A 22,353-nucleotide genomic window follows, 5' to 3' on the forward strand; every position below is an offset into this window, starting at 1 on the left:
GTGGTTTAAGCACTACGAGAGTGAAAGCACACCAGTTGATAATAGGTAAATGGCGCCAGCAGCACCCGCTAATAATACCAGTGAATACGCATAATCTCGCTTGCTAAAGGCTTGTTGTTTTTCTGCTAATGATTTTTTATAAACCAACACACCAGGCAAGTACAATAATGCACATAACAACATGTATTCCACGCCCGCGGCATACACTAACCAAGCACCATAGAATGATGATATCAAGGCAATAACTAAGTCTTTCTTGCGATTATCAGTGGCCTTATAACCCTCACCACTTAACGCCACTTTCACACCATAAGCACCAACCAAGAAGTACGGTAACAATACCGCTGACGTCGCAATGTTTACCAAGGCTAAGTACGAACTTTCTTGTAGCAAGGTTAAGATTAGAAATAGTTGCACTAAACAAGACGAAAACCACAGTGATGTTGTTGCCGCGCCTTTACTGTTTTCTGTTGCAAATGCTTTCGGGAATAACCCTTCTTTTGCTGCAATGAAAGGCACTTCAGCACTCACAACCGTCCAGCTTAACAACGCGCCAGATACAGACATAATTAAACCAGCATTAATCAGCATCGCGCCCCACGGGCCAACAATTACTTCTAAAATACGAGCCATTGATGGGTTTTGTAATTGTGCGACTTCAGGTTGTGTCATCACACCTAACGTAAATAAACTAACAGCGATATAAAGTACTAATGCTGAGAACAGCGCAATACCCGTCGCTTTCGCTACATCACGTTTATCTTTAGCACGGTTCGATAAAATAACCGCCCCTTCGATACCGATAAACACCCACAATGTCACCATCATTGTTGCTTTTACTTGATCTAATACCGATCCTAATTCAGGCGTTTTATCACCCCAAAAATCAATCGTAAATTTATCTAGTTTAAATGCCATGATAACTAAACAAACAAACGTTAAGATTGGAATGATTTTAGCAATCGTTGCAAATACATTGATCATCGCCGCTCGTGTTACACCACGTAATACTAATGCATGCATAAACCAAATCAATAACGAACCGCCCAATACGGCAATCGGGGTATTACCCTGTCCCATTATTGGATTTTCTGGTGTATCGACAAAGTAGCCAATCGCACTAAAAAATACCACAGCATAAGACACGTTCGCTAATAAGTTACAGATCCAATAACCCCAAGCTGACATGAAACCAATATAGTCACCAAAACCGGCTTGCGCGTACGAAAAAATACCGCCGTTCAAATTAGGGTAGCGAACAACCAAGTTACGTAACACTGTAACCAAGGCTAACATACCGCAACCCGTGATTAACCAGCCCAATGTAATAGCACCAGGTGCAGCTGATACAGCCACATTTTGGGGTAAACTAAAGATGCCAGCACCGACCATGGTACTGAATACCAATGCTACCAACATGCCTAGTCCGAGTTTATTTTCCATCGATAATTCCTAAATCAAGCAAGACCGCGACATTAAATGTCGTCTTAAGCCATATTTACGCTTGTTAATATAAAATAATGTGCCGGATTGTATTATATTATTATAGATATGCAAGAATATTCACTAAATTTGCATAAACCCTAATGTGATTGCAAGATTGCTGATAATCTGAACAGAACCAAGCATCACCCGCTCAAACTTGTCTTTTTTCCTTACATCTTGCCCATCATTCAGTTAAAATATGCGGTTCGATTTCTTGCAAAATAATGATAATGACTGATTCTTCACAACAATATCTTTGTCGCACAACTTACCTTGTAGATAGCTTCTGGCCGGGTAAATTACTTGAGTTAAATAACGCAGGTAATATCAAAGTTGCGGGGACCAATGGTGCCGGTAAAACGACACTTCTTAAACTGCCGATGCTGTTTTGGGGTGCACGACCTGGGCGTATTGTTGAACGTAATGCCAACAAGAAATCATTCGCCGCTTATTATTTGCCGCGCAAAACCAGTTATATCGTTTTTGACTATCAGCGTCCGAACGGTACTGATACACCACAGCTGTGCCACGTACTTATAAAAAGTGACGGCGACAAGCTGCTATACCGTTTTATTGATCATCCATTTGATATCAAAATGTATCTAGATGAGAACGGTAATATCTTTGCAGATGATGAGATTAAACGTAATTATCGTACGCAACATCGTTGTGAAGTAAGCAGCCTGTTAAGTGTAGATGATTATGCAAGAGTCATTCAAAATCACCGTGATCTTGGTGGTAAGAAATCACTGCGCACACTACAACAACGTTTTTCAATGAGCCAATCACCGATTAAGCACATCGAAAAAGTCGTTACATCAGTATTTAACAAGATCTCTAATTTCGATGTGATCAAACAAATGATCATCGAGATCTCTCAAGATGCAATCAGCTCTGAAATGCTCAGCAACAATGTGACTGACATGGTTAACATTGATAAAACCGATATTGATAGTTGGCTAGCAGATCTGCATTCATCTCAAGCGATCCTGAATTTAGAAGAAAAGATCTTATCGTCATTAACTGACATTGACTCTCTTGTTGAGATCAAAAAAGATTTACAACACTTACATCATCTTGCTGCCATTTATCAGCAAAAATGTAATGAAGATCAAGAAACGTCAGATGCACGTTTAAAAGAAGTTATCCTTGAACTTGCTGAATTAAAAGAAACACACAGACAGCAAGTGTTAACGATTGAAGATGCGGCTCACGATGAAGAAAAAGCACATCGCGAGATCAAACATGATCTTGAAAAGTTAGAACAAGAAAAAATTGATTTTGAAGATGATGAAGCAGCAACCTACGAACAACGTGGTTCAGAACTGTCTGACTTTACACTACGCTTAATCAATCTTAACAATGAGAAAACCCAGTTAAGCGAAAAATCAGCAGATCTCAGCCGCACGTTTACCGAGCAACAACAGCAGCAAGAACTTGATTTTAACAAGCGTGAGCAGCAGTTAACCAACGAGATTAGCTCTCAGCGTCAACAGCTCACCACCGCATTAAGTGAAAACAATTTACACTATGCAACGTTAGAAAGTGATCTAAAAACACAAACACAGATACTTGTAGATCAACTGGCTGAAAAGAAAACACCACTAGAACACAGCAAGATCTCACTGAACCTGCAATTAACACAACCACAAGCAGACCCAGCGCTTGCGGCTCAATCGCAGCAGTTACAGCAGAGTTTAAGCCAATGTCGCCGTAACATTAATGAGCGTCAAGAAACGTACAACCGTATTAGCGGTGAATCACAAAGCCTACGTCAAAAACAACATCAAGCACTGCAAACGAATGACCGTTTAAAAATTGAATTAAACCATTTAGCACAGCAGCACCGCGATGTTCAGGCATTATTGAGTCCAGAAAAAGGTTCCTTACACGCCTTCCTTGTGGAGCATGTACCAAATTGGCAAAGTAATATCGGTCGCGTAATCAACCCTGAACTATTAAAGCATCTTCATCTTGAGCCTGAATTACTCGCTACATTTGCGAACGCAGCGACAGAATCAGATACCGAAACGGCCCTGACTCAAATTCAAGATTTTTACGGCATCAAAATAAACCTGAATGCTTTAGAGAATGCCTCTTTCACTGACAGCTCTCTAGCAGAAAAAGAACAGCATATTTCAGCTCAAATTGGTGCAAAGAAAGCAGAACGAGAACAGTTACAAAAAGCACTTGAACAATTAAACAAAGACGTTGAAGAACTTGATAAACAATTAATGTCGAGTAAGCAACTGCTGTTCAAACAAAACCAATTACTGGCTAACTTAACGCACGAAGAAGATGAGTTAAACGGTAAATTAGAACAATTCAAAGCACTGACGATCGCGCGAATTCAAACAGAACTCGCAGAAACAGAACTTCAGTTAGATCAGGCGCAGCAAGCATTAAGCCAAGCAAAAGTTGATTACCAAGGCCGTCATAACGAGCTAAACAACGAACGTTTAGGCGTACATTGTCAGCTAGAAACGGATTATAACCAGCGTATTGATAGCTACCAGTCATCATTAGATAACCTGCGTAACGAAGCTCAAATTGAAATGCAGCGTATTGCTGATGCACTACAAGCTGCATTAAGTGATGCCGGTATCAACGCGAGCATCTTTAATGCGCTAGAAGCTAAGATCAAGCAAACATCAAAAGCCGTTGAAAATGCGAAAGTATTCCAACAGAAAGCAGATAAATACAATAGCTGGTTAGAAACATCATGGTCACAAGTTGAACCGGGTCGTGAACGTTTACGCCGTTTAGATGCAGCGATTCAACGTTTCCAACAACAACTAAAAGATAAAAACCAAAACTATCAGCAATCAACAGATAAGTTAGAACAAGAAAAAACGCATCTGGATAAACAAGTTACTGATTTAGTGCTACAGCTAAAAGGTTTAAACAAAAGCCTAGAAAAATTAGAAGACTTCCCTGCCGTTGAGCACGAAGACCTTCCTGTTTATAGCGTCAATAATATTTCAAACCTAACCACGAGCCAAATTAGCTTACTAGGTAAACAGCAAAGTAATGTGTTAAGTATTGCGAGTAAAATTAGCAGTGAACTAAAACGTTACTCGAAAAGTACCCTGCAAACAGGCTGGTTAGAAAACCGCATTGAAAGTAATTCAGAGGTAGTTAACTACCGCCTTGAAGAAGCAATTAACAGCGGTGCACAGCTAAGTTACGTATTGAGAAATGCAAAACTATTGCAAACATCAACTACTCACGAAGTGGAGTTACGTGCTAACGATATTTTATCTATTTATACTCATTTAAGTAACTTCGATCGCAACATCAGTCGAACAGGCCGTAAACTGTCTAGCCACATGAATGGTAAACAGTTCTTTACTGCATTAGGTGATATTAAGATTGCCATTCGAACTAAAATGGACAAATTAGGTTATTGGCAGCAACTTGAGAATGTAAATGACGCATTCGAAGCATACCAAGCAAATACGGAATTAACGCACGATCGCAGTATTCCACAAGACTTAATTGATAGCTTAGATGAACTGTCAGCAGTATTACCGAAAAACAATACGATGCAGCACAATGAGTTGTTTGATATTGAGTTTACGATTGTTGAAAATGGCCGAACGACCCGTGCAACAACACCAAAAGAACTGGAAGATGTGTCTTCAACAGGTCTATCGTACCTTGCTTTGATTACCTTCTTTACAGGCTTAACGACCATGTTGCGTCCCGATGCAAATACGGTGATCACTTGGCCTGTAGATGAATTAGGCGAACTGCATTCTGAAAACATTCAGGCAATGCTTGATATGCTTAATCAGCACGGTATTCAAATCATGACTGCATCGCCGTCTACAGACAAATCGGTATTACAGTTATTCGATCACCTATACGAAATTGATAGCCGTAATAAACGTCTGATCCAAATGAACGTAGATGATGATCCACTAATGGCGTTATTAAATGGCGATGCAAAACAAGCGTTGGCATCACCCGTAAGTACTGAATCAACAACCAAAAACACGGTTGTATCAAATGAACAAGACACAGTTGCATCAAATAAACAAGCAACAAAGCTAGAAGAGGTTTAACCCATGTTTCAAACTACCGTTGAATTATTGTTACAGGGTCATACCATTTGTCAGGTGAGTCAGCCCGATGCATATCGCTACCTGTCTGAGCAAAGCTTATTTGAAAAGGTAAATGATTACCTGCGTTTGATTAACCGTAAAGTAAAAGTGATTGAAGACGGTTTGGCCTTTGTTGCTTGTTACTGCACGATTGAAGAAGAAAACCGCGCGGATATTCGTCAACAATTACGCCAAGTACGTGATATTTTCCGTCCACTGGTTAACTTTTTAGACCTTGCGATGACAGCATTGGTACATGATTGTGCCATGCGTGCTGGTGATACTATCCGTTTATCTGAGTTATTACGTGGTATTGAAAATGAGCCGACGTTAAAACAACAGCTCGCATTGCTAACCAATAAAGGTATTTTCAAAACAAGCCGTAATGAGATATCTGAACAACTTAACTTTATCTTAAAAAAATTAGATGAAGCGGGTTACGTGCAACGTTTAGATACCAACAGTACCATTTATCAGATCACCGCTAAAATGAATTACATTCACGAATTAATTGATTTTATTAATGACAGTGAATCGTTGAAATTAGAAAAACAAGATAATCATATCTTCGATGACTCACAGTCGGAGATGTTTTAATGTCACAGCAGCAAAGCGCTTCTGAAGTCGAAAAAATTGCCCAGATTATTCGTAGCTCGTTTGCTAAAACAAACAGCAACATGCTGGCGCAAGCGTATTTCGATGGCAGTGTAATTGATAACGGTGAGAATACCGCATTATTAGAAATGCTCACCAAGAATGGTCTGATCCGCCCAAGCGAAGAAGATGGCACCTATATGCTTGCCATTAACTTAAAGCGTATTTTAGATAAATTATTGCTGCGTCATGCTTCTTATCGTAAACGCACTGATATCGCCAAAGTTATGCAACACATTGACGGGGATATTAAGTCCTACAAGCGTGCATTATTAACAGGCCAGCATAACGAAGTTTCTTTCTATCTAAGTCAGATTGATGAAGAACTTTACGGGATCGTCTATGAACTCGAAGACAGTGTCAGCGGCTTGTTTGCAGCGATTACCAGTAAATTTGGTTTTGTTGATAGCTTAGAAAGTAAAATTCATGAAAATGAAAAAGCCATTGCGTATACCGAAGGATTGCTTAATGCATTAGCCGATATTAACTTAACCGATGTGTATGCTTGGTTAGATTGGGATGATGTACCAGCGGATCTTAGCCGTAAAGTCACCTTTTTCATTGATGGTTATCGTCGTATCAACCGTCAGTTAGAAGGTGCTGTTCACCGTATGCGTCAACTACTCATGACCTTACGTAAACAAAATGAACAAGTTGCCCGCCTTAAAGCCATGTCTAAATTCCTGAAAGATAATCCGATTTGGGAATTAGACAATTATGATGAGCGTGAGCAAGTACCAGCTATCTTCAATCGTGTGATGCCACTGCCATTATCTGCAAGTGTCGATATTAGTAATCAGGTGCAACAAGAAGAACTGACTGATATTTACAACTCATTACGTAAAGAGAGCAAGTCTGATGCAGACGCTGTTGATTTACGTCGCAGTGGCCGTATTGATGACTTGCAACAAAAGGCCCGTCAACTCGAAGCTGACTATGTCTTGTCACAATGTGAAGCGTTATTTAAACACGTATTAAGTAATAAAGGTGATAGCTTCTCTGCCCTGCACTATTGGCAGCAAGACGGTCAACTGACCGACATTTTACCGAAGCATTTATGGCTCAGTATTCTTTACAATGAGTACTACAAATGTGCACCAGCCGTACGTAAAGTGATGGCTATCGACTTCCCTGAATCCAGTACCACTGAATTACCAGGCTCCATATTAATCTCAGGTAATTTACGTGTCACGGACATTCAACTGCATCGTCCTTAAACCTAAGTTACAATATAAACGCGTTTAAAAACAGGTACCAATTCTCCTATGTTCGCACTTAAAAAAATAATTGGTACTTGGTTAATGCCACTACCTTTACTACTCACTGCTTTTATTCTTGCAGCCCTATTATATAAACTCACTCGCTATAAACGCAGCGCCCAAGTTCTATTTTGTAGTAGTTTTATTACATTATTGCTATTAAGCCTTGATCCCGTTGCCAGCCGTTTAGCCGCTACATTAGAGTCTCAGTACCCAAGTTACCAACAACAAAGTGTTGATTATATCCATGTACTTGGCAACGGTCACACCACGGTAGACAGCTTACCGATCACAAGTCAGCTAACGCCAGCAGCACTTGCTAGAACCACAGAAGGGGTTCGAATTTATAAATTAAACCCTACTGCCAAGTTAATTTTTAGTGGTTATAACGGTGGTGATATTAACAGTAACGCAAAAATGAATGCACGATTAGCCATGGCGCTAGGCGTGCCTGAATCAGCGATTATATTATTAGAAAACCCGCGCGATACAATTGAGGAAGCCATTGATAATAAAGAAATAACCAAAGGTACATCATTTGTACTCGTCACCTCGGCTACCCATATGCCACGCGCGATGAAAATCTTCCGACAGCAGGGGTTATCCCCTATCCCCGCACCTACTGCACACGTAAGTAAACCTGTGAACGGTACACCTGCATTGCACTATTATTTTCCTCGAGCTCGGTATCTAGCAGTAAGTGAAAAAGTCTTCCATGAATGGCTAGGCTTAGCTTGGTTATCGTTAAAAAATAACCAATAGATATTACATCCTGTAATTTTCACTGCATTTAATTCTAAATTGAGTAAGTAAACGTGGGTCAAGTCACAGTTACTGCATTTTATGTAGTTTTATTACCAAAAATTGTCTTATGACAACTTGCTCTGAGGCTAGATGACTCTATAATCATCTCATGTTCTCAACTTAAGCCACTTTAGTCATTGTTACTCAAGTTAATTAAGTTGAAGAAAAATAGCTTTAAACCATATCGGAGATAGACATGAGACAAGCACTAGTAATGGGTAACTGGAAACTAAACGCAACTAAAGCATCTGTAGAAGCTTTAATTAACGGTTTAGTTGATGCGGCAAAAGACAATGCAACTGTTGAAGTTGCTGTATGCCCTCCTGCTGTTTTTATCCCACAAGTTGAAGCATTAACTGCTGACACTGCTATTACATACGGCGCACAAGATTGTGACGTTAACACTGCAGGCGCATTCACTGGTGAAAACTCAGCGGTAATGTTAAAAGAGTTCGGTTGTAAATACACACTTGTTGGTCACAGCGAACGTCGTGTTATCCACGGTGAATCAAACGAAGTTGTTGCAGACAAATTTGCTGTTGCACAAGAAAACGGCCTAGTACCTGTACTTTGTATCGGTGAAACACTAGAGCAATTCGAAGCTGGCGAAACGAAAGCGGTTGTTGAAGCTCAACTTCAAGCTGTTGTTACTAAGTCTGGTATCGCATCTCTAAACAATGCAGTTATTGCATACGAACCAGTTTGGGCAATCGGTACTGGTAAAACAGCAACACCTGAAATTGCACAAGACATCCACGCTCACATCCGTTCATGGTTAACTGAGCAAGATGCAGCTGTAGCAAACAAAGTTCAAATCCTTTACGGTGGTTCAGTTAAAGGCGCTAACGCTGCTGAGTTATTCGGTCAAGCAGACATTGATGGCGGCCTAGTTGGCGGAGCTTCACTAGACGCTGTAGAATTCTCTAAAGTTATTGCTGGTGCTTCTGCATAGTAGCCTATCAAAACCTAATATAGGGCGAGGTCCTACTCTGTATTAGGTGTAAAGTGTAGTAATGCTGATTATTCAATCATTGTTGCTACACTCCTTTCTTATAAAACTTAACTTTTTCAAAATAAATTTGCGCTGAAGCATTATTTTATTTAATGATTAAAAGTTTCATATGAAAGCGTGATAAATATCACTTTAGTAATAAAATAAATTGTAAAGACACAGAAAGTAATAGCATACGCAGTTATAATAAATAAAAGTTATAACGAAATAGAAAGTAGCAGCAACAGATATATTCTAATGGGTGCACTAAGCATATAAATAACCATGCCATCACCTGCTGCAACAGTATCGTTCTTCAATAAGAGCAGTACGCTAACCCAATAAATAAAGTATCATCGATTGATATATTTGAGGCTTCAATGATTAAAAAAATAGGTGTTTTAACAAGTGGTGGTGATGCACCAGGCATGAACGCAGCAATCCGAGCAGTTGTACGTGAAGGTCTACATCTTGGCTTAGAAGTTTATGGTATTTACGATGGTTACGCTGGTTTACATCAAGGCCGCATTGAAAAATTAGATCGTAAATCAGTTTCTGATGTAATTAACCGTGGTGGTACTTTCCTCGGTTCTGCACGCTTCCCTGAATTTAAAGAAGAAAGCGTTCGTAGAGAAGCAATTGAAAACCTTAAAAAACACGATATCGATGCACTTGTTGTTATTGGTGGTGACGGTTCTTACATGGGTGCAATGAAACTAACTGAAATGGGTTTCCCATGTATCGGTATTCCAGGCACGATTGATAATGATATCCCAGGCACTACTTATACAATTGGTTTTGATACTGCACTAAACATTGTCGTTGATGCAATTGACCGTTTACGCGACACATCAACATCTCACCAACGTATCTCAATTGTTGAAATCATGGGCCGTTACTGTGGTGATTTAACCATGGGCGCAGCGGTTGCCGGTGGTGCAGAATTCGTTGTCATTCCTGAAAAAGGCTATGATGAAGCTGATTTATTAGCACAGATTCAAGCAGGTATCGATAAAGGTAAGAAGCATGCAATTATCGCAATGTGCGAGCATGTAACTGACGTAAACAGACTTGCGCAACATATCGAAAGCGTTACAACTCGTGAAACACGAGCGACAGTTTTAGGTCATTTACAACGTGGCGGTACACCAACAGCACGTGACCGTATTATGGCAAGTCGTATGGGTTCATATGCAGTGAAACTATTAATAGACGGTGAAGGCGGTCGTTGTGTAGGTCTAATGAACTCACAAATGGTTCACCATGACATCATCGATTGTATCAACAATATGAAACGTCCTTTCAATCAAGAACTATTTGATCTGTCTGATTCATTATTCTAAACATATTTAGTATCTGCCAATTCTAGATAAATTAGTTAAGATGAAATGTAAAAAGCGAAACCAATGTAAGTTGGTTTCGCTTTTTTATTACTATTGAATTAACTGCTAAGAGCTATTGAATCAGCTGCTCTCGTAGCTTAGCCACTTTATCACGTGTTTCACCGGCTTTTTCAAACTCAAGATCTTGTGCGTATTTATACATTTGCTCTTCTAAACGTACAATTTCCTTACTGAGTTCCGCTGGCGTAAATACCGCATATGTCGCTTTCTGCTCTGCAATATGCATCATTTGCTGCTCTGGTGTTCGGCCGATACTAAAGCCATCACCTACTTTCTTATTCAAGCCTTTTGGAGTAATACCATTTTTGACGTTATGGTCATGCTGTAAAGCACGGCGACGTTCCGTTTCACTAATCGCTTTATCCATCGACTTAGTGATCTTATTCGCATATAAGATCGCCTTACCTTCAAGATTACGCGCTGCACGTCCAATAGTTTGAATAAGTGAACGCTCTGAACGTAAGAAGCCTTCTTTGTCTGCATCAAGTATGGCGACCAAAGACACTTCAGGCATGTCTAAACCTTCACGGAGTAAGTTAATCCCAACCAACACATCAAATACGCCTAAACGAAGATCACGAATGATCTCGACACGTTCAACAGTATCAATATCAGAATGAAGATAACGTACTTTCACGCCATGATCTGCAAGGTACTCAGCTAAATCTTCAGACATTCGCTTCGTTAATGTCGTCGCAAGTACCCTTTCGCCTTTCGCTACGCGGATATTAATCTCACTGAGTAGATCATCAACTTGTGTATCGACAGGACGAACTTCAATGATTGGATCGAGTAATCCGGTCGGTCGTACTAATTGCTGAACAACCTCACCTTCACAGCGATCTAATTCGTACTGGCTTGGTGTTGCAGACACATAAAGCGTCTGTGGTGATATTGATTCAAACTCATCAAATTTAAGTGGTCTGTTATCTAATGCGGAAGGTAAACGAAAACCAAACTCAACTAGCGTTTCTTTACGTGAGCGGTCACCCTTATACATAGCGCCAATTTGCGGCACTGTAACGTGTGATTCATCAATAACCAATAAACCATCATCAGGTAAATAGTCTAATAACGTCGGAGGCGCATCACCAGGTGTACGACCAGACAGATAACGCGAGTAGTTTTCAATACCAGAGCAATAACCAAGTTCTTGCATCATTTCAATATCAAATTGAACACGTTGGCTGACACGCTGCTCTTCAATTAATTTGTTTGCTGATAATAGCTGTTTTTTACGCTCTGACAATTCCACTTTAATGTGTTCAATTGCAGCAAGGATCTTTTCTCTTGGCGTCACATAGTGAGTCTTAGGGTAGATCGTCGCACGTTCGACAGTCTGTTCAACTGCACCGGTCAGCGGATCGAAATAGCTAATACGTTCAATTTCATCATCAAACATCTCTAAGCGTACAGCGTGCTTATCTGACTCAGCTGGATACACATCAATAACTTCACCACGCACACGGAATGTCGAGCGTTTAAAATCCATGTCGTTACGGGTATATTGCAATTCAGCTAAACGACGGATAATACTGCGCTGGCTAATCACTTCACCTACGGACACGTGTAACATCATTTTTAAATAAGACTCAGGATCACCCAAACCATAAATAGCCGATACCGAAGCAATTAAGATTACATCACGACGCTCTAATAATGCTTTAGTGGCAGAAAGACGCATTTGTTCAATATGTGCATTTACTGCGGCATCTTTTTCAATAAAGGTATCAGTACTGGGAACATAGGCTTCTGGCTGATAATAATCATAATAAGAAACAAAATATTCAACTGCATTATTAGGAAAGAACTCTTTCATTTCAGCATAAAGCTGCGCAGCGAGTGTTTTGTTTGGAGCCATCAGTAATGTAGGACGGTTCAATTTCGCAATCATGTTTGCGACAGTATAGGTTTTACCTGAGCCCGTTACACCGAGCAAGGTTTGACTGGCAACACCTGCATTAAAACTATCAACCAGCTTTTCAATCGCTTGAGGCTGATCGCCACTCGGGGTATATTCAGAACATAAATCGAATAAAATAGTCATTATTTAAGATCACAACTCGGTTTTTAATTTATATATCACCATAATACCGATTTATACTTAGTCCGCCATAAGAATTACGTTAGCTTGCTAAACGTTTAATCAAAAAATTAGAATTTAGACTCTAAAACCCTTGCCAAATCTAAAATGTCAAGTAGTTATCAACAGTATTTTTAAATAATGTTTTTTAGTGGTCATTTTTGATACAAGCATCATGAACAATAAGTTATCAACAACAAAAACAAGCAGGAAAATACGCTAAGATACTGAACCATAAGGATTAAGTTATTAACAAACCGTATTTACACATGTTTTGTTAAATTGCGATAACGATAGACTTTTAACTTTTACAGATTTAATCAACAGACTTACCCACAGATTTAGTGGATAACTCACTAAAAAGTGTCATATCCACAATCCCAACGTCAAAACCAACATATCGTTGTGTTTAAACAATGAATAAAGATTTAATAATAAGTGCCATATTTATAATATCTATTTGTCATTTATCCAATGCTTCTGCTATATAGTAGATAAGTAAATTAAAAGGTGATTAAATTTATGCTTTTTCTGAGTCGCATAACTTGGTCATCAAATGCTTGTCGTATAAATCAATTGTTTACTTAAACTACGCTATCAGTATTTCTTAGTCATCATCGCTCAGTTATTCGACAAAAAAAAAGCAAATAACAGTTTTGACCCTTTTATCATTGACAGTAGAATCATCTAACCTTAATATTCGCCCCGTCTTCAAAACAAAGACACGTAATTCCCCTTTAGTTCAGTTGGTAGAACGGTGGACTGTTAATCCATATGTCGCTAGTTCAAGTCTAGCAAGGGGAGCCAAATTCAATAGTATGTTGCACTTTATTTTATATAGATAATTGCGGTATATTAGCTTCATAAGAAGCAAACAACTTATTAGCTTCAAGAGAAGCAAACAAATAATTCCCCTTTAGTTCAGTTGGTAGAACGGTGGACTGTTAATCCATATGTCGCTAGTTCAAGTCTAGCAAGGGGAGCCAATTTATCTTTTCTTTTTAAATGAAAGAATAGAGACAAGAATAATAGTATATTGCTATAACCTATGAAGTGTTATAAATGTATATTAGCTTCGAAAGAAGCAGACAATTTGTTCCCCTTTAGTTCAGTTGGTAGAACGGTGGACTGTTAATCCATATGTCGCTAGTTCAAGTCTAGCAAGGGGAGCCACATTTTCTTTCTTTAAACAGTTAGTGATTACTACATATATGTAGATCGTTAATTGGCTTCATTAGAAGCACACAACTTATTAGCTTCAAGAGAAGCAAACAAATAATTCCCCTTTAGTTCAGTTGGTAGAACGGTGGACTGTTAATCCATATGTCGCTAGTTCAAGTCTAGCAAGGGGAGCCATATTAATTAAACAGCCTATTACATAGCCGTTTATAAAAAGAATAATTCCCTTTTAGTTCAGTTGGTAGAACGGTGGACTGTTAATCCATATGTCGCTAGTTCAAGTCTAGCAAAGGGAGCCATATTACCTAAATTGCTTATTACATAGCTGTTTATAAAAAGAATAATTCCCCTTTAGTTCAGTTGGTAGAACGGTGGACTGTTAATCCATATGTCGCTAGTTCAAGTCTAGCAAGGGGAGCCATATTAATTAAACGGCTTATTACATAGCTGTTTATAAAAAGAATAATTCCCTTTTAGTTCAGTTGGTAGAACGGTGGACTGTTAATCCATATGTCGCTAGTTCAAGTCTAGCAAAGGGAGCCAATTTTAAGTAAAGAATACCTAAACTGCTTATTACATAGCTGTTTATGAAAACAAATAATTCCCCTTTAGTTCAGTTGGTAGAACGGTGGACTGTTAATCCATATGTCGCTAGTTCAAGTCTAGCAAGGGGAGCCAAATTAATTAAACGGCTTATTACATAGCTGTTTACAAAAGAATAATTCCCTTTTAGTTCAGTTGGTAGAACGGTGGACTGTTAATCCATATGTCGCTAGTTCAAGTCTAGCAAAGGGAGCCATATTACCTAAACGGCTTATTACATAGCTGTTTATGAAAACGAATAATTCCCCTTTAGTTCAGTTGGTAGAACGGTGGACTGTTAATCCATATGTCGCTAGTTCAAGTCTAGCAAGGGGAGCCAAATTCTTTATTATCAATATAAAGAGTCATAGTATGTTGTATAAATAATCACAACATATTAGCTTTGCAAGAAGCACACAAGTAATTCCCCTTTAGTTCAGTTGGTAGAACGGTGGACTGTTAATCCATATGTCGCTAGTTCAAGTCTAGCAAGGGGAGCCACTTCTTTTATAAGAAAATCAAATAATTACTATTCCTCATCATCAGTATTTTCTAAACTTATTATCTCACTAATGTCAGTTTCCGATTAAATTCGTGTCCCCTATCGCATATTCTATATCCAAATATACCTATACGTATTTTTATTGCTCTAAACAGGTTACTCTAACCAATACAGGGATGTAAAAATATTATAGGAATAATGAAAATGACGGATTATTTTCGCTGCAGCCTTTTCATCACATTTGTTTTTGTGTGCGTGCTTGCCAGCTCTTTAAGTTTTAGTTACAACTCATTAAATTCATCACTGGCAATACAAGGTAGTGTTGTCAACGATGCATTGAGTCAAAAAATAAGTCTTGATTCTATTAATGATCATAACGCCAAGTTATTAACAGAGCGTCTTGCGCTTAGCCAACTATTTATTCAAACCGAATCGGTATCTTCTGGTTGGGAATCGAATATTAACTACCCTACGCTGATCCAATTGATCTTCCCGCAGTTAACTAAAAACTTTTCAGGTGCCACAGACTTATTCAGTTACACATTTAAGTTAAAATTTAGTGAAAAAGATAACGCCATCATTCAATTATTAAGCAGCTTTGTTATCTCATTATTTATCGCTTATATATTATGCTTAATATCTGTTAAACGGTTATTAATCAATTTAGAAAGAAAGGTCCTAGGTGAAATAAGTAACACGACAAAACTAAAACATCACGTATTTCCAACCGTAACTCGCCTTCTTGCTCAACATAAAGCAGACCTCCATAAAGAGTTACAAGATCAGCACGATAAAATCGAATCCTTATCAAAACAAATCAACATGGATAATTTAACCGGTTTATACAACCGATTTTATTTTCGTGGTGAACTTGTTGATATTTTATCAGATAAAAAAGAATCTCAATCTGCAATTTTAGCGTTAATCCGAGCAACGGCACTAGGCCATATAAATAAACACCGAGGGTTTCAACGTGGCGATAACTACCTGAAAGATATCTCAAATATACTAAAACAATGCACTAAACGTTATCCAGATAGTCGACTATATCGTGTATCGGGTCCCGATTTTGCTATTATAATCCCGAATATGACAGCAGCAGTAGCCCACAAGCTCGCAAGAGAAATTAAAGCCAACCTTGATGAATATCAATCACTTCATGACTTAGAAAATGTTGCTTATATCGGTATAACAACCGTTCACTCAGGTCAGCAGCCCGAACAAGTGCTAGCTCGAGCAGATACAGCATTAGCCAAAGCACAACTTGAAGGTCCAAACTATTGGGCATTCCAACAGCAAGATGCCCAACAAGAAAATCAAGGCCAATCTTATTGGAAAGATGTCATTGAAGAGATCATTAATAAACGTAGTTTGATGCTTCTTAGTCAGCCCGTGCAACCCATTCACCGTAACATGAAAAATTACCAAGAAATCTATACACGTTTTATTGGTAATAATAACGCAATGTTACCAACGCATACTTTATTTGCGATGGCCCAACGCTTAGATTACACCGTAAAAATCGATCAAATTATTATTGAGAATATTATCAGTAATAGCCGAACACAGATGGATGGCACAAGTCATTGGGGGGTAAACCTCACCTCTCACTCAGTACAAAGTAGCGCATTTATTGTCTGGTTAGAGCGCTTATTATTACGCGAACCTAATATCGCGTCGAATTTAGTATTTGAAATTGATGAAGTGATTCTCGAAAGAAACATAGTTTCAAGTAAGCGTGTGATTGATATGTTACGTCGCGTTGGTAGCCGCTCTGCGATTAGTAAGTTTGGTCACGGCATTAGTTCATTCAAACTATTTAAAGAACTAAAACCTAATTACATCAAAATAGACAGTGGATTGGTACAAGCCATTACTGATGATAATGCAAGCCAGCAATTTTTACGTATGATCGTAGACGTTGCCCACCGTATGAGTTGCCAAGTTATCGCAGAAGGCGTTGAAGAGTTAGCACAAAAACAATTACTCGAATCAATGTACGTTGATGGGATCCAAGGTTATCTCATATCAAGACCTGCTCCACTCAGCAAAATAGCCTGCTAAACCATAAAAACCACAGGTAACGTAAGGAGACTAATTGATTATTAGCCTTTTTACGTTATCAATTTACCGATTATCTATTGTAACAATGATACAGATACCCGATAATATGGCCTCCCATAGTAACTGTATTACTTCATCATGACCGAATATCTCTTACTACTAGTTAGCACTGTTCTTGTAAATAACTTTGTACTAGTCAAATTCCTTGGTTTATGCCCGTTTATGGGTGTGTCTAGTAAACTAGAAAGTGCGATAGGCATGTCATTTGCCACCACATTTGTACTGACAATTGCAGCAATGTCTTCATACCTTGTCGAAACCTATATTTTAACGCCGCTTGGCTTAGAATACTTGCGTACATTAAGTTTCATCCTCGTTATTGCCGTTGTAGTACAATTTACTGAAATGGTTGTTCATAAAACCAGTCCAACACTCTATCGTTTACTCGGTATTTTCTTGCCGTTAATCACAACAAACTGTGCGGTTCTTGGTGTTGCATTACTCAATATTAATGAAAAACACAACTTTATTGAAAGCGCTGTTTATGGTTTTGGTGCTGCAGTTGGCTTCTCATTAGTACTTATCTTATTTGCTGCAATGCGCGAACGAATCGCTGCGGCAAACGTACCGGCCCCTTTTAAGGGAACTTCAATCGCTATGATCACAGCAGGCCTTATGTCTCTTGCCTTCATGGGCTTTACGGGCTTGGTTAAACTTTAACTATTGATAATTATGACTACAATTTTCCTTGCAATTATTACCCTTGTTATTCTCGCTGGCCTATTTGGCCTTGGATTAGGCTGGGCAGCTATTCGTTTTAAAATCGAAGGCAATCCAGTCGTTGAACAGATTGATGCGGAATTACCACAAACACAGTGTGGCCAGTGCGGCTACCCCGGCTGTAAACCTTATGCAGAAGCTGTCGCCAATGGTGAAGAAGTAAACCTTTGTGTACCAGGTGGTTCAGATACCGTTGAAAAGCTTGCTGATATTATGGGCGTTGAAGCGAAACCCATTGCAGAGCAAGAGCACGATGCAAGTGTTAAGCTTGTCGCCCGTATCATTGAAGAAGACTGTATTGGTTGCACTAAATGCATTCAGGCCTGCCCTGTCGATGCGATTGCGGGTGCAACACGTGCAATGCACACGGTAATTGTTGATGCCTGCACTGGCTGTAAGCTATGTGTTGCGCCCTGTCCTACCGATTGTATCGTGATGGAACCAGTACAAGCTGCATGGAAGTGGCAGTTAGACTCTATCCCTGTCGTGAATATTAAGTAGGTCACATAATGTCATTAATCGAACAAATCAAAAATGGTAAACTGTGGCGCTACCTTGGTGGTGTATACCCACAAGAAAATAAGACCCAGTCTACCGGTTTAGCTATTACTACAGCAAGTATACCTAAGCACCTCATCATTCCAGTTAAGCAACACATTGGCCAAGGTGGTCAAATAATTGTATCTTCTGGTGACAAAGTATTAAAAGGTCAACCGCTAACGGCATCCGATTCATTCATGACTGTTCCGGTGCATGCACCAACATCAGGTACAATCGAGCATATTGCACAATACCCAAGTACGCACCCATCAGCGACGCCTGAAATTGCTATAAAACTCATTTGCGATCAAGAAGACCAAGCATTAGAAACACAACCAGCGCTAGATTATAAACAACTATCAACGCAGGAATTACAACAACATATCAGCCTTGCTGGTGTTGCAGGTATGGGCGGTGCAGGCTTTCCTACAGCGGTTAAATTAAGTGATAGACAGCCAATTGAATTTTTATTAATCAATGCAGCTGAATGTGAACCCTACATTACCTCTGATGATATTCTCATGCGTGAGCGCGCAGATGATATTATTCTTGGTATCGAAATATTACGCCACATGATCAAGCCAGCATTATGTGTGATTGGCATTGAAGATAATAAGCCAGATGCTGCGCAAGCGTTAGAAACTGCAATTAAAACTCTTGACCTATCTGATGACATAATCGTACGTAAAGTACCAACAAAGTACCCGAATGGCGGTGAAAAACAGCTCATTCAGATGTTAACGGGTAAAGAGATAAGTAAAGGTCAGATCCCTGCACAATCCGGTATCGTTATGCAAAACGTCGGTACTGTTTATGCAGTAAAGCAAGCAATTATAGATCGCCAACCACTATTAAGCCGTATTGTGACATTGACGGGTAAAGCATTTCCGCAACCGTGTAATGTACAAGCCCTTATCGGCACACAGATCAAAGATCTTCTTAATGAATTTGATTGTAATGAAAATAAAGCTGCTGCCATCATTTATGGCGGCCCAATGATGGGCTTTACGCTGCCCCATTCACAGTTTTCATTAACCAAAACCGGTAACTGTATTCTAACACCCGTTAAAGATGAAATCCCGCAAGTCAGAGAAGCTGATGCGTGTATTCGTTGTGGTGAATGTGCAGAAGCCTGCCCTGTTGATTTATTACCACAACAATTACATTGGTATAGCCAATCAAAAGACGTCACAAAGCTCGCAGACTACAACTTGATGGATTGTATCGAATGTGGTGCTTGTAGCTACGTTTGCCCAAGCCAAATACCACTAGTTCATCAATATCGTATTGCCAAAGTTGACGTGCGAGCAAGCGATGCAGAGCTTACTGCTGCAGCACTTGCCAAAGTCCGTTTTGAAAAACGTAATGAGCGATTAGCATTAGAAAAAGCGCAGCGTGAACAACGTCAAAAAGAAGCAGCTGAAAAACGTAGAGCAACAGCAAAAGCAACAACTGGCGAAGATCCCGTTAAAGCAGCAATGGAACGTATTAAAAAAGCCAAAGCGGCAGAGCAAGCAGCAACATCAGATAGCAGCACGAACAAAAGCTCAGCTGTTGCCGATGCTATAGCACGCGCTAAAGCGAAAAAAGCGGCAGCCGCAACAAGCGATTCTGACTTACCAGATAATTCAGCAGTGATTGCTGAACGTAAAGCAAGAAAAGCTGAAGCGAGAGCAAAACGAGAAGCTCAGGCTAACGAGCAGACAAACGTAAAAGGTAATCCTGCGATTGAAGCTAAAAAAGCGGCCGTCGCAGAGGCTATTGCCCGTGCAAAAGCCAAAAAAGCGGCTGCGCAATCTGGCGAAGTACCTGAATCACCAAGTGTTGACAACAAAAAAGCAGCCGTTGCTGCGGCAATCGCCCGTGCTAAAGCTAAAAAAGCGGCAGCACAATCAACTAAAATTGAAACAGCGGATACAGCCGAATCGTCTACTCCAACGGTGGATAACAAAAAAGCGGCCGTTGCTGCGGCTATCGCTCGTGCTAAAGCTAAAAAAGCGGCAGCACAATCTGCTCAAGTTGAGACTACGGATACAGCCGAATCGCCTACACCTACGGTTGATAGCAAAAAAGAAGCCGTTGCTGCGGCAATCGCCCGCGCTAAAGCTAAAAAGGCTGCTGCACAATCAACTCAAGTTGAAACAACAGATACCGCAGAATCGCCTACACCAACAGTTGATAGCAAAAAAGCAGCCGTTGCTGCGGCAATCGCCCGCGCTAAAGCTAAAAAGGCTGCAGCGCAATCTACTCAAGTTGAAACAACGGATACAGCTGAATCATCAGCCTCTGCAATTGACGACAAGAAAGCAGCTATCGCTGCGGCAGTTGCCCGCGCTAAAGCTAAAAAGGCTGCAGCGCAATCTGCTCAAGTTGAAACAACGGATACAGCTGAATCTTCAACCTCAGCAGTTGACGACAAGAAAGCAGCTATCGCAGCAGCAGTTGCCCGCGCTAAAGCTAAAAAGGCTGCAGCGCAATCTGCTCAAGTTGAAACAACGGATACAGCTGAATCTTCAACCTCAGCAGTTGACGACAAGAAAGCAGCTATCGCTGCCGCCGTTGCTCGCGCTAAAGCTAAAAAGGCTGCGGCGCAATCTGCTCAAGTTGAAACAACGGATACAGCAGAATCACCAGCCTCAGCAGTTGACGACAAGAAAGCAGCTATCGCAGCCGCCATTGCTCGCGCTAAAGCTAAGAAATTAGCGGCACAAGCAAACACGGTTACATCAGAAAATATTCAGGTAAATGATTCAGCAGAGAAAGTTTCTGTAACAGAGCCTGTCGATAAGAAAAAAGCAGCTATTGCCGCGGCAGTAGCAAGAGCGAAAGCAAAAAAACTAGCCCAACTTGGTGACAAATAACATGGCATTTAGATTAGCAAGTTCTCCCCATAATCACAGTGGTAGCAGCACAAGTAACTTAATGCGCACCGTTACTTTAGCAACGATTCCAGGTATTGCTGCACAATGGTATTTCTTTGGTGCAGGTAACCTGATCCATATCGTACTCGCTTGTATCACTGCGATTATTACAGAAGCTATATTCCTTAAACTTCGTAAACAGCCGATACTCAATCGCGTTAAAGATAATAGTGCCCTGCTCACAGGCTTATTAATTGGTATTTCAGTACCTGGCTTTGCACCCTGGTGGATCAGCGTGATGGGCGCTGTATTTGCGATTGGTATTGCAAAACAGCTTTATGGCGGTTTAGGACAAAACATCTTTAACCCAGCAATGGTTGCTTATGTCATGCTGCTTGTGTCCTTCCCACTGCAAATGACAACATGGCCACCTGTAAGTGAAATTACCGGCTACGAATTATCACTATGGGATGTCTTCAATGTTATTTTTGCAGGCGTAACCCTAGACGGTCATACAGCGCATCAGTTAATGCAAAATATTGATGGTATAACAATGGCAACCCCGCTCGATACCTTGAAAACAGGTCTTGCAATGGGTAACACGGTGTCAGAGATTCAAGCCAAAGAGCAGTTTAGCTGGTTGTCTGGCTTAGGCTGGGAGTGGATAAATTTAGCCTTCCTTGCCGGTGGTATTTACTTATTAAGTAAGCGTGTGATTCTTTGGTATATCCCCGTAGGCTTATTAGGAGGCTTATTTGCCATTAGCTTTATTGGCTACTTATGGGAACCTGACGCTGTTGGCTCTCCAATATTCCATCTGTTTTCGGGCGCTACAATGTTAGGTGCATTCTTTATTGCAACCGATCCAGTATCAGCAGCAACAACACCAAAAGGCCGAATTATATTTGGTGCTTTAATTGGTATGCTCGTCTACATCATTCGTACTTGGGGCGGTTACCCTGATGCAATGGCATTCGCCGTATTACTCGCCAACATGTGCGTACCGCTAATTGACTACTACACACAACCCCGTGTTTACGGCCATAAATAGGAGATAACC

13 protein-coding genes and 11 tRNA genes are annotated in these 22,353 nt (G+C 40.1%); 22 read left to right on the forward strand and 2 right to left on the reverse strand.

What is annotated here, in order from left to right:
• Positions 1–12: 12 nt before the first annotated feature.
• Positions 13–1,443 (reverse strand): basic amino acid/polyamine antiporter, encoded by a 1,431-nt coding sequence (locus HWV00_RS12995; RefSeq protein ID WP_211681878.1) that lies wholly within the window; start codon positions 1,441–1,443, stop codon positions 13–15.
• 272 nt (positions 1,444–1,715) lie between these two features.
• Between HWV00_RS12995 and HWV00_RS13000 the strand changes: the two genes are divergently transcribed.
• The 6 genes from HWV00_RS13000 to pfkA all read left to right on the forward strand — a co-directional run bounded on the left by HWV00_RS13000 (position 1,716) and on the right by pfkA (position 10,642).
• Complete coding sequence (locus tag HWV00_RS13000) at positions 1,716–5,552, forward strand: ATP-binding protein (protein ID WP_255554545.1); 3,837 nt, start codon at positions 1,716–1,718, stop codon at positions 5,550–5,552.
• A gap of 3 nt (positions 5,553–5,555) precedes the next feature.
• Positions 5,556–6,188 (forward strand): hypothetical protein, encoded by a 633-nt coding sequence (locus tag HWV00_RS13005; protein WP_211681879.1) that lies wholly within the window; start codon positions 5,556–5,558, stop codon positions 6,186–6,188.
• A complete protein-coding gene (locus HWV00_RS13010; RefSeq protein ID WP_211681881.1) occupies positions 6,188–7,462 on the forward strand; it encodes a hypothetical protein in 1,275 nt (424 codons plus the stop codon). Before HWV00_RS13005 ends, HWV00_RS13010 begins: the two co-directional genes overlap by 1 nt.
• 48 nt (positions 7,463–7,510) lie before the next feature.
• Positions 7,511–8,266: an envelope biogenesis factor ElyC gene (gene elyC / locus HWV00_RS13015; protein WP_211681883.1), complete on the forward strand. Its 756-nt coding sequence runs from the start codon at positions 7,511–7,513 to the stop codon at positions 8,264–8,266.
• A gap of 238 nt (positions 8,267–8,504) precedes the next feature.
• The gene (tpiA, locus tag HWV00_RS13020; protein WP_211681885.1) at positions 8,505–9,260 is read left to right on the forward strand and encodes a triose-phosphate isomerase; all 756 of its coding nucleotides are present in this window, start codon (positions 8,505–8,507) and stop codon (positions 9,258–9,260) included.
• A 419-nt stretch (positions 9,261–9,679) separates the two neighbouring features.
• Positions 9,680–10,642 carry a 6-phosphofructokinase gene (pfkA, locus tag HWV00_RS13025; protein WP_211681887.1) on the forward strand — a complete coding sequence of 321 codons (963 nt, stop codon included), beginning with the start codon at positions 9,680–9,682 and terminating at the stop codon, positions 10,640–10,642.
• A 112-nt stretch (positions 10,643–10,754) separates the two neighbouring features.
• Here pfkA and uvrB read toward each other — a convergent pair whose 3' ends face one another.
• A complete protein-coding gene (uvrB, locus tag HWV00_RS13030; RefSeq protein ID WP_211681889.1) occupies positions 10,755–12,749 on the reverse strand; it encodes an excinuclease ABC subunit UvrB in 1,995 nt (664 codons plus the stop codon).
• Positions 12,750–13,516: 767 nt separating this feature from the next.
• On the opposite strand from uvrB, the gene HWV00_RS13035 reads away from it, so the two are divergent.
• From HWV00_RS13035 to rsxD, 16 genes are all read left to right on the forward strand, one after another.
• Positions 13,517–13,592, forward strand: a tRNA-Asn gene (locus tag HWV00_RS13035).
• A 103-nt stretch (positions 13,593–13,695) separates the two neighbouring features.
• Positions 13,696–13,771: transfer RNA gene (locus HWV00_RS13040), tRNA-Asn, on the forward strand.
• A gap of 111 nt (positions 13,772–13,882) precedes the next feature.
• A tRNA-Asn gene (locus HWV00_RS13045) sits at positions 13,883–13,958 on the forward strand.
• Between the two features lie 107 nt (positions 13,959–14,065).
• Positions 14,066–14,141: transfer RNA gene (locus HWV00_RS13050), tRNA-Asn, on the forward strand.
• A gap of 46 nt (positions 14,142–14,187) precedes the next feature.
• Positions 14,188–14,263 (forward strand) — tRNA-Asn (locus tag HWV00_RS13055).
• A 46-nt stretch (positions 14,264–14,309) separates the two neighbouring features.
• A tRNA-Asn gene (locus tag HWV00_RS13060) sits at positions 14,310–14,385 on the forward strand.
• A 46-nt stretch (positions 14,386–14,431) separates the two neighbouring features.
• Positions 14,432–14,507: transfer RNA gene (locus HWV00_RS13065), tRNA-Asn, on the forward strand.
• A 59-nt stretch (positions 14,508–14,566) separates the two neighbouring features.
• Positions 14,567–14,642, forward strand: a tRNA-Asn gene (locus HWV00_RS13070).
• 45 nt (positions 14,643–14,687) lie between these two features.
• A tRNA-Asn gene (locus tag HWV00_RS13075) sits at positions 14,688–14,763 on the forward strand.
• A gap of 47 nt (positions 14,764–14,810) precedes the next feature.
• Positions 14,811–14,886, forward strand: a tRNA-Asn gene (locus tag HWV00_RS13080).
• Between the two features lie 85 nt (positions 14,887–14,971).
• A tRNA-Asn gene (locus HWV00_RS13085) sits at positions 14,972–15,047 on the forward strand.
• Between the two features lie 205 nt (positions 15,048–15,252).
• Positions 15,253–17,112, forward strand: coding sequence for an EAL domain-containing protein (locus HWV00_RS13090; RefSeq protein ID WP_211681890.1), 1,860 nt, complete (start codon positions 15,253–15,255; stop codon positions 17,110–17,112).
• Between the two features lie 138 nt (positions 17,113–17,250).
• On the forward strand, positions 17,251–17,832 hold the full coding sequence (gene rsxA / locus HWV00_RS13095) for an electron transport complex subunit RsxA (protein ID WP_026006230.1): 582 nt from the start codon (positions 17,251–17,253) through the stop codon (positions 17,830–17,832).
• Positions 17,833–17,844: 12 nt separating this feature from the next.
• Entirely contained in the window at positions 17,845–18,393 is a 549-nt protein-coding gene (gene rsxB, locus HWV00_RS13100) for an electron transport complex subunit RsxB (protein WP_211681892.1), read from the forward strand.
• An 8-nt stretch (positions 18,394–18,401) separates the two neighbouring features.
• On the forward strand, positions 18,402–21,293 hold the full coding sequence (gene rsxC, locus HWV00_RS13105) for an electron transport complex subunit RsxC (protein ID WP_370630458.1): 2,892 nt from the start codon (positions 18,402–18,404) through the stop codon (positions 21,291–21,293).
• A gap of 1 nt (position 21,294) precedes the next feature.
• Positions 21,295–22,344, forward strand: coding sequence for an electron transport complex subunit RsxD (gene rsxD, locus HWV00_RS13110; RefSeq protein WP_211681894.1), 1,050 nt, complete (start codon positions 21,295–21,297; stop codon positions 22,342–22,344).
• Positions 22,345–22,353: the final 9 nt, after the last annotated feature.

It is taken from the genome of Moritella sp. 24 (assembly GCF_018219155.1).
GTDB lineage: Bacteria > Pseudomonadota > Gammaproteobacteria > Enterobacterales > Moritellaceae > Moritella.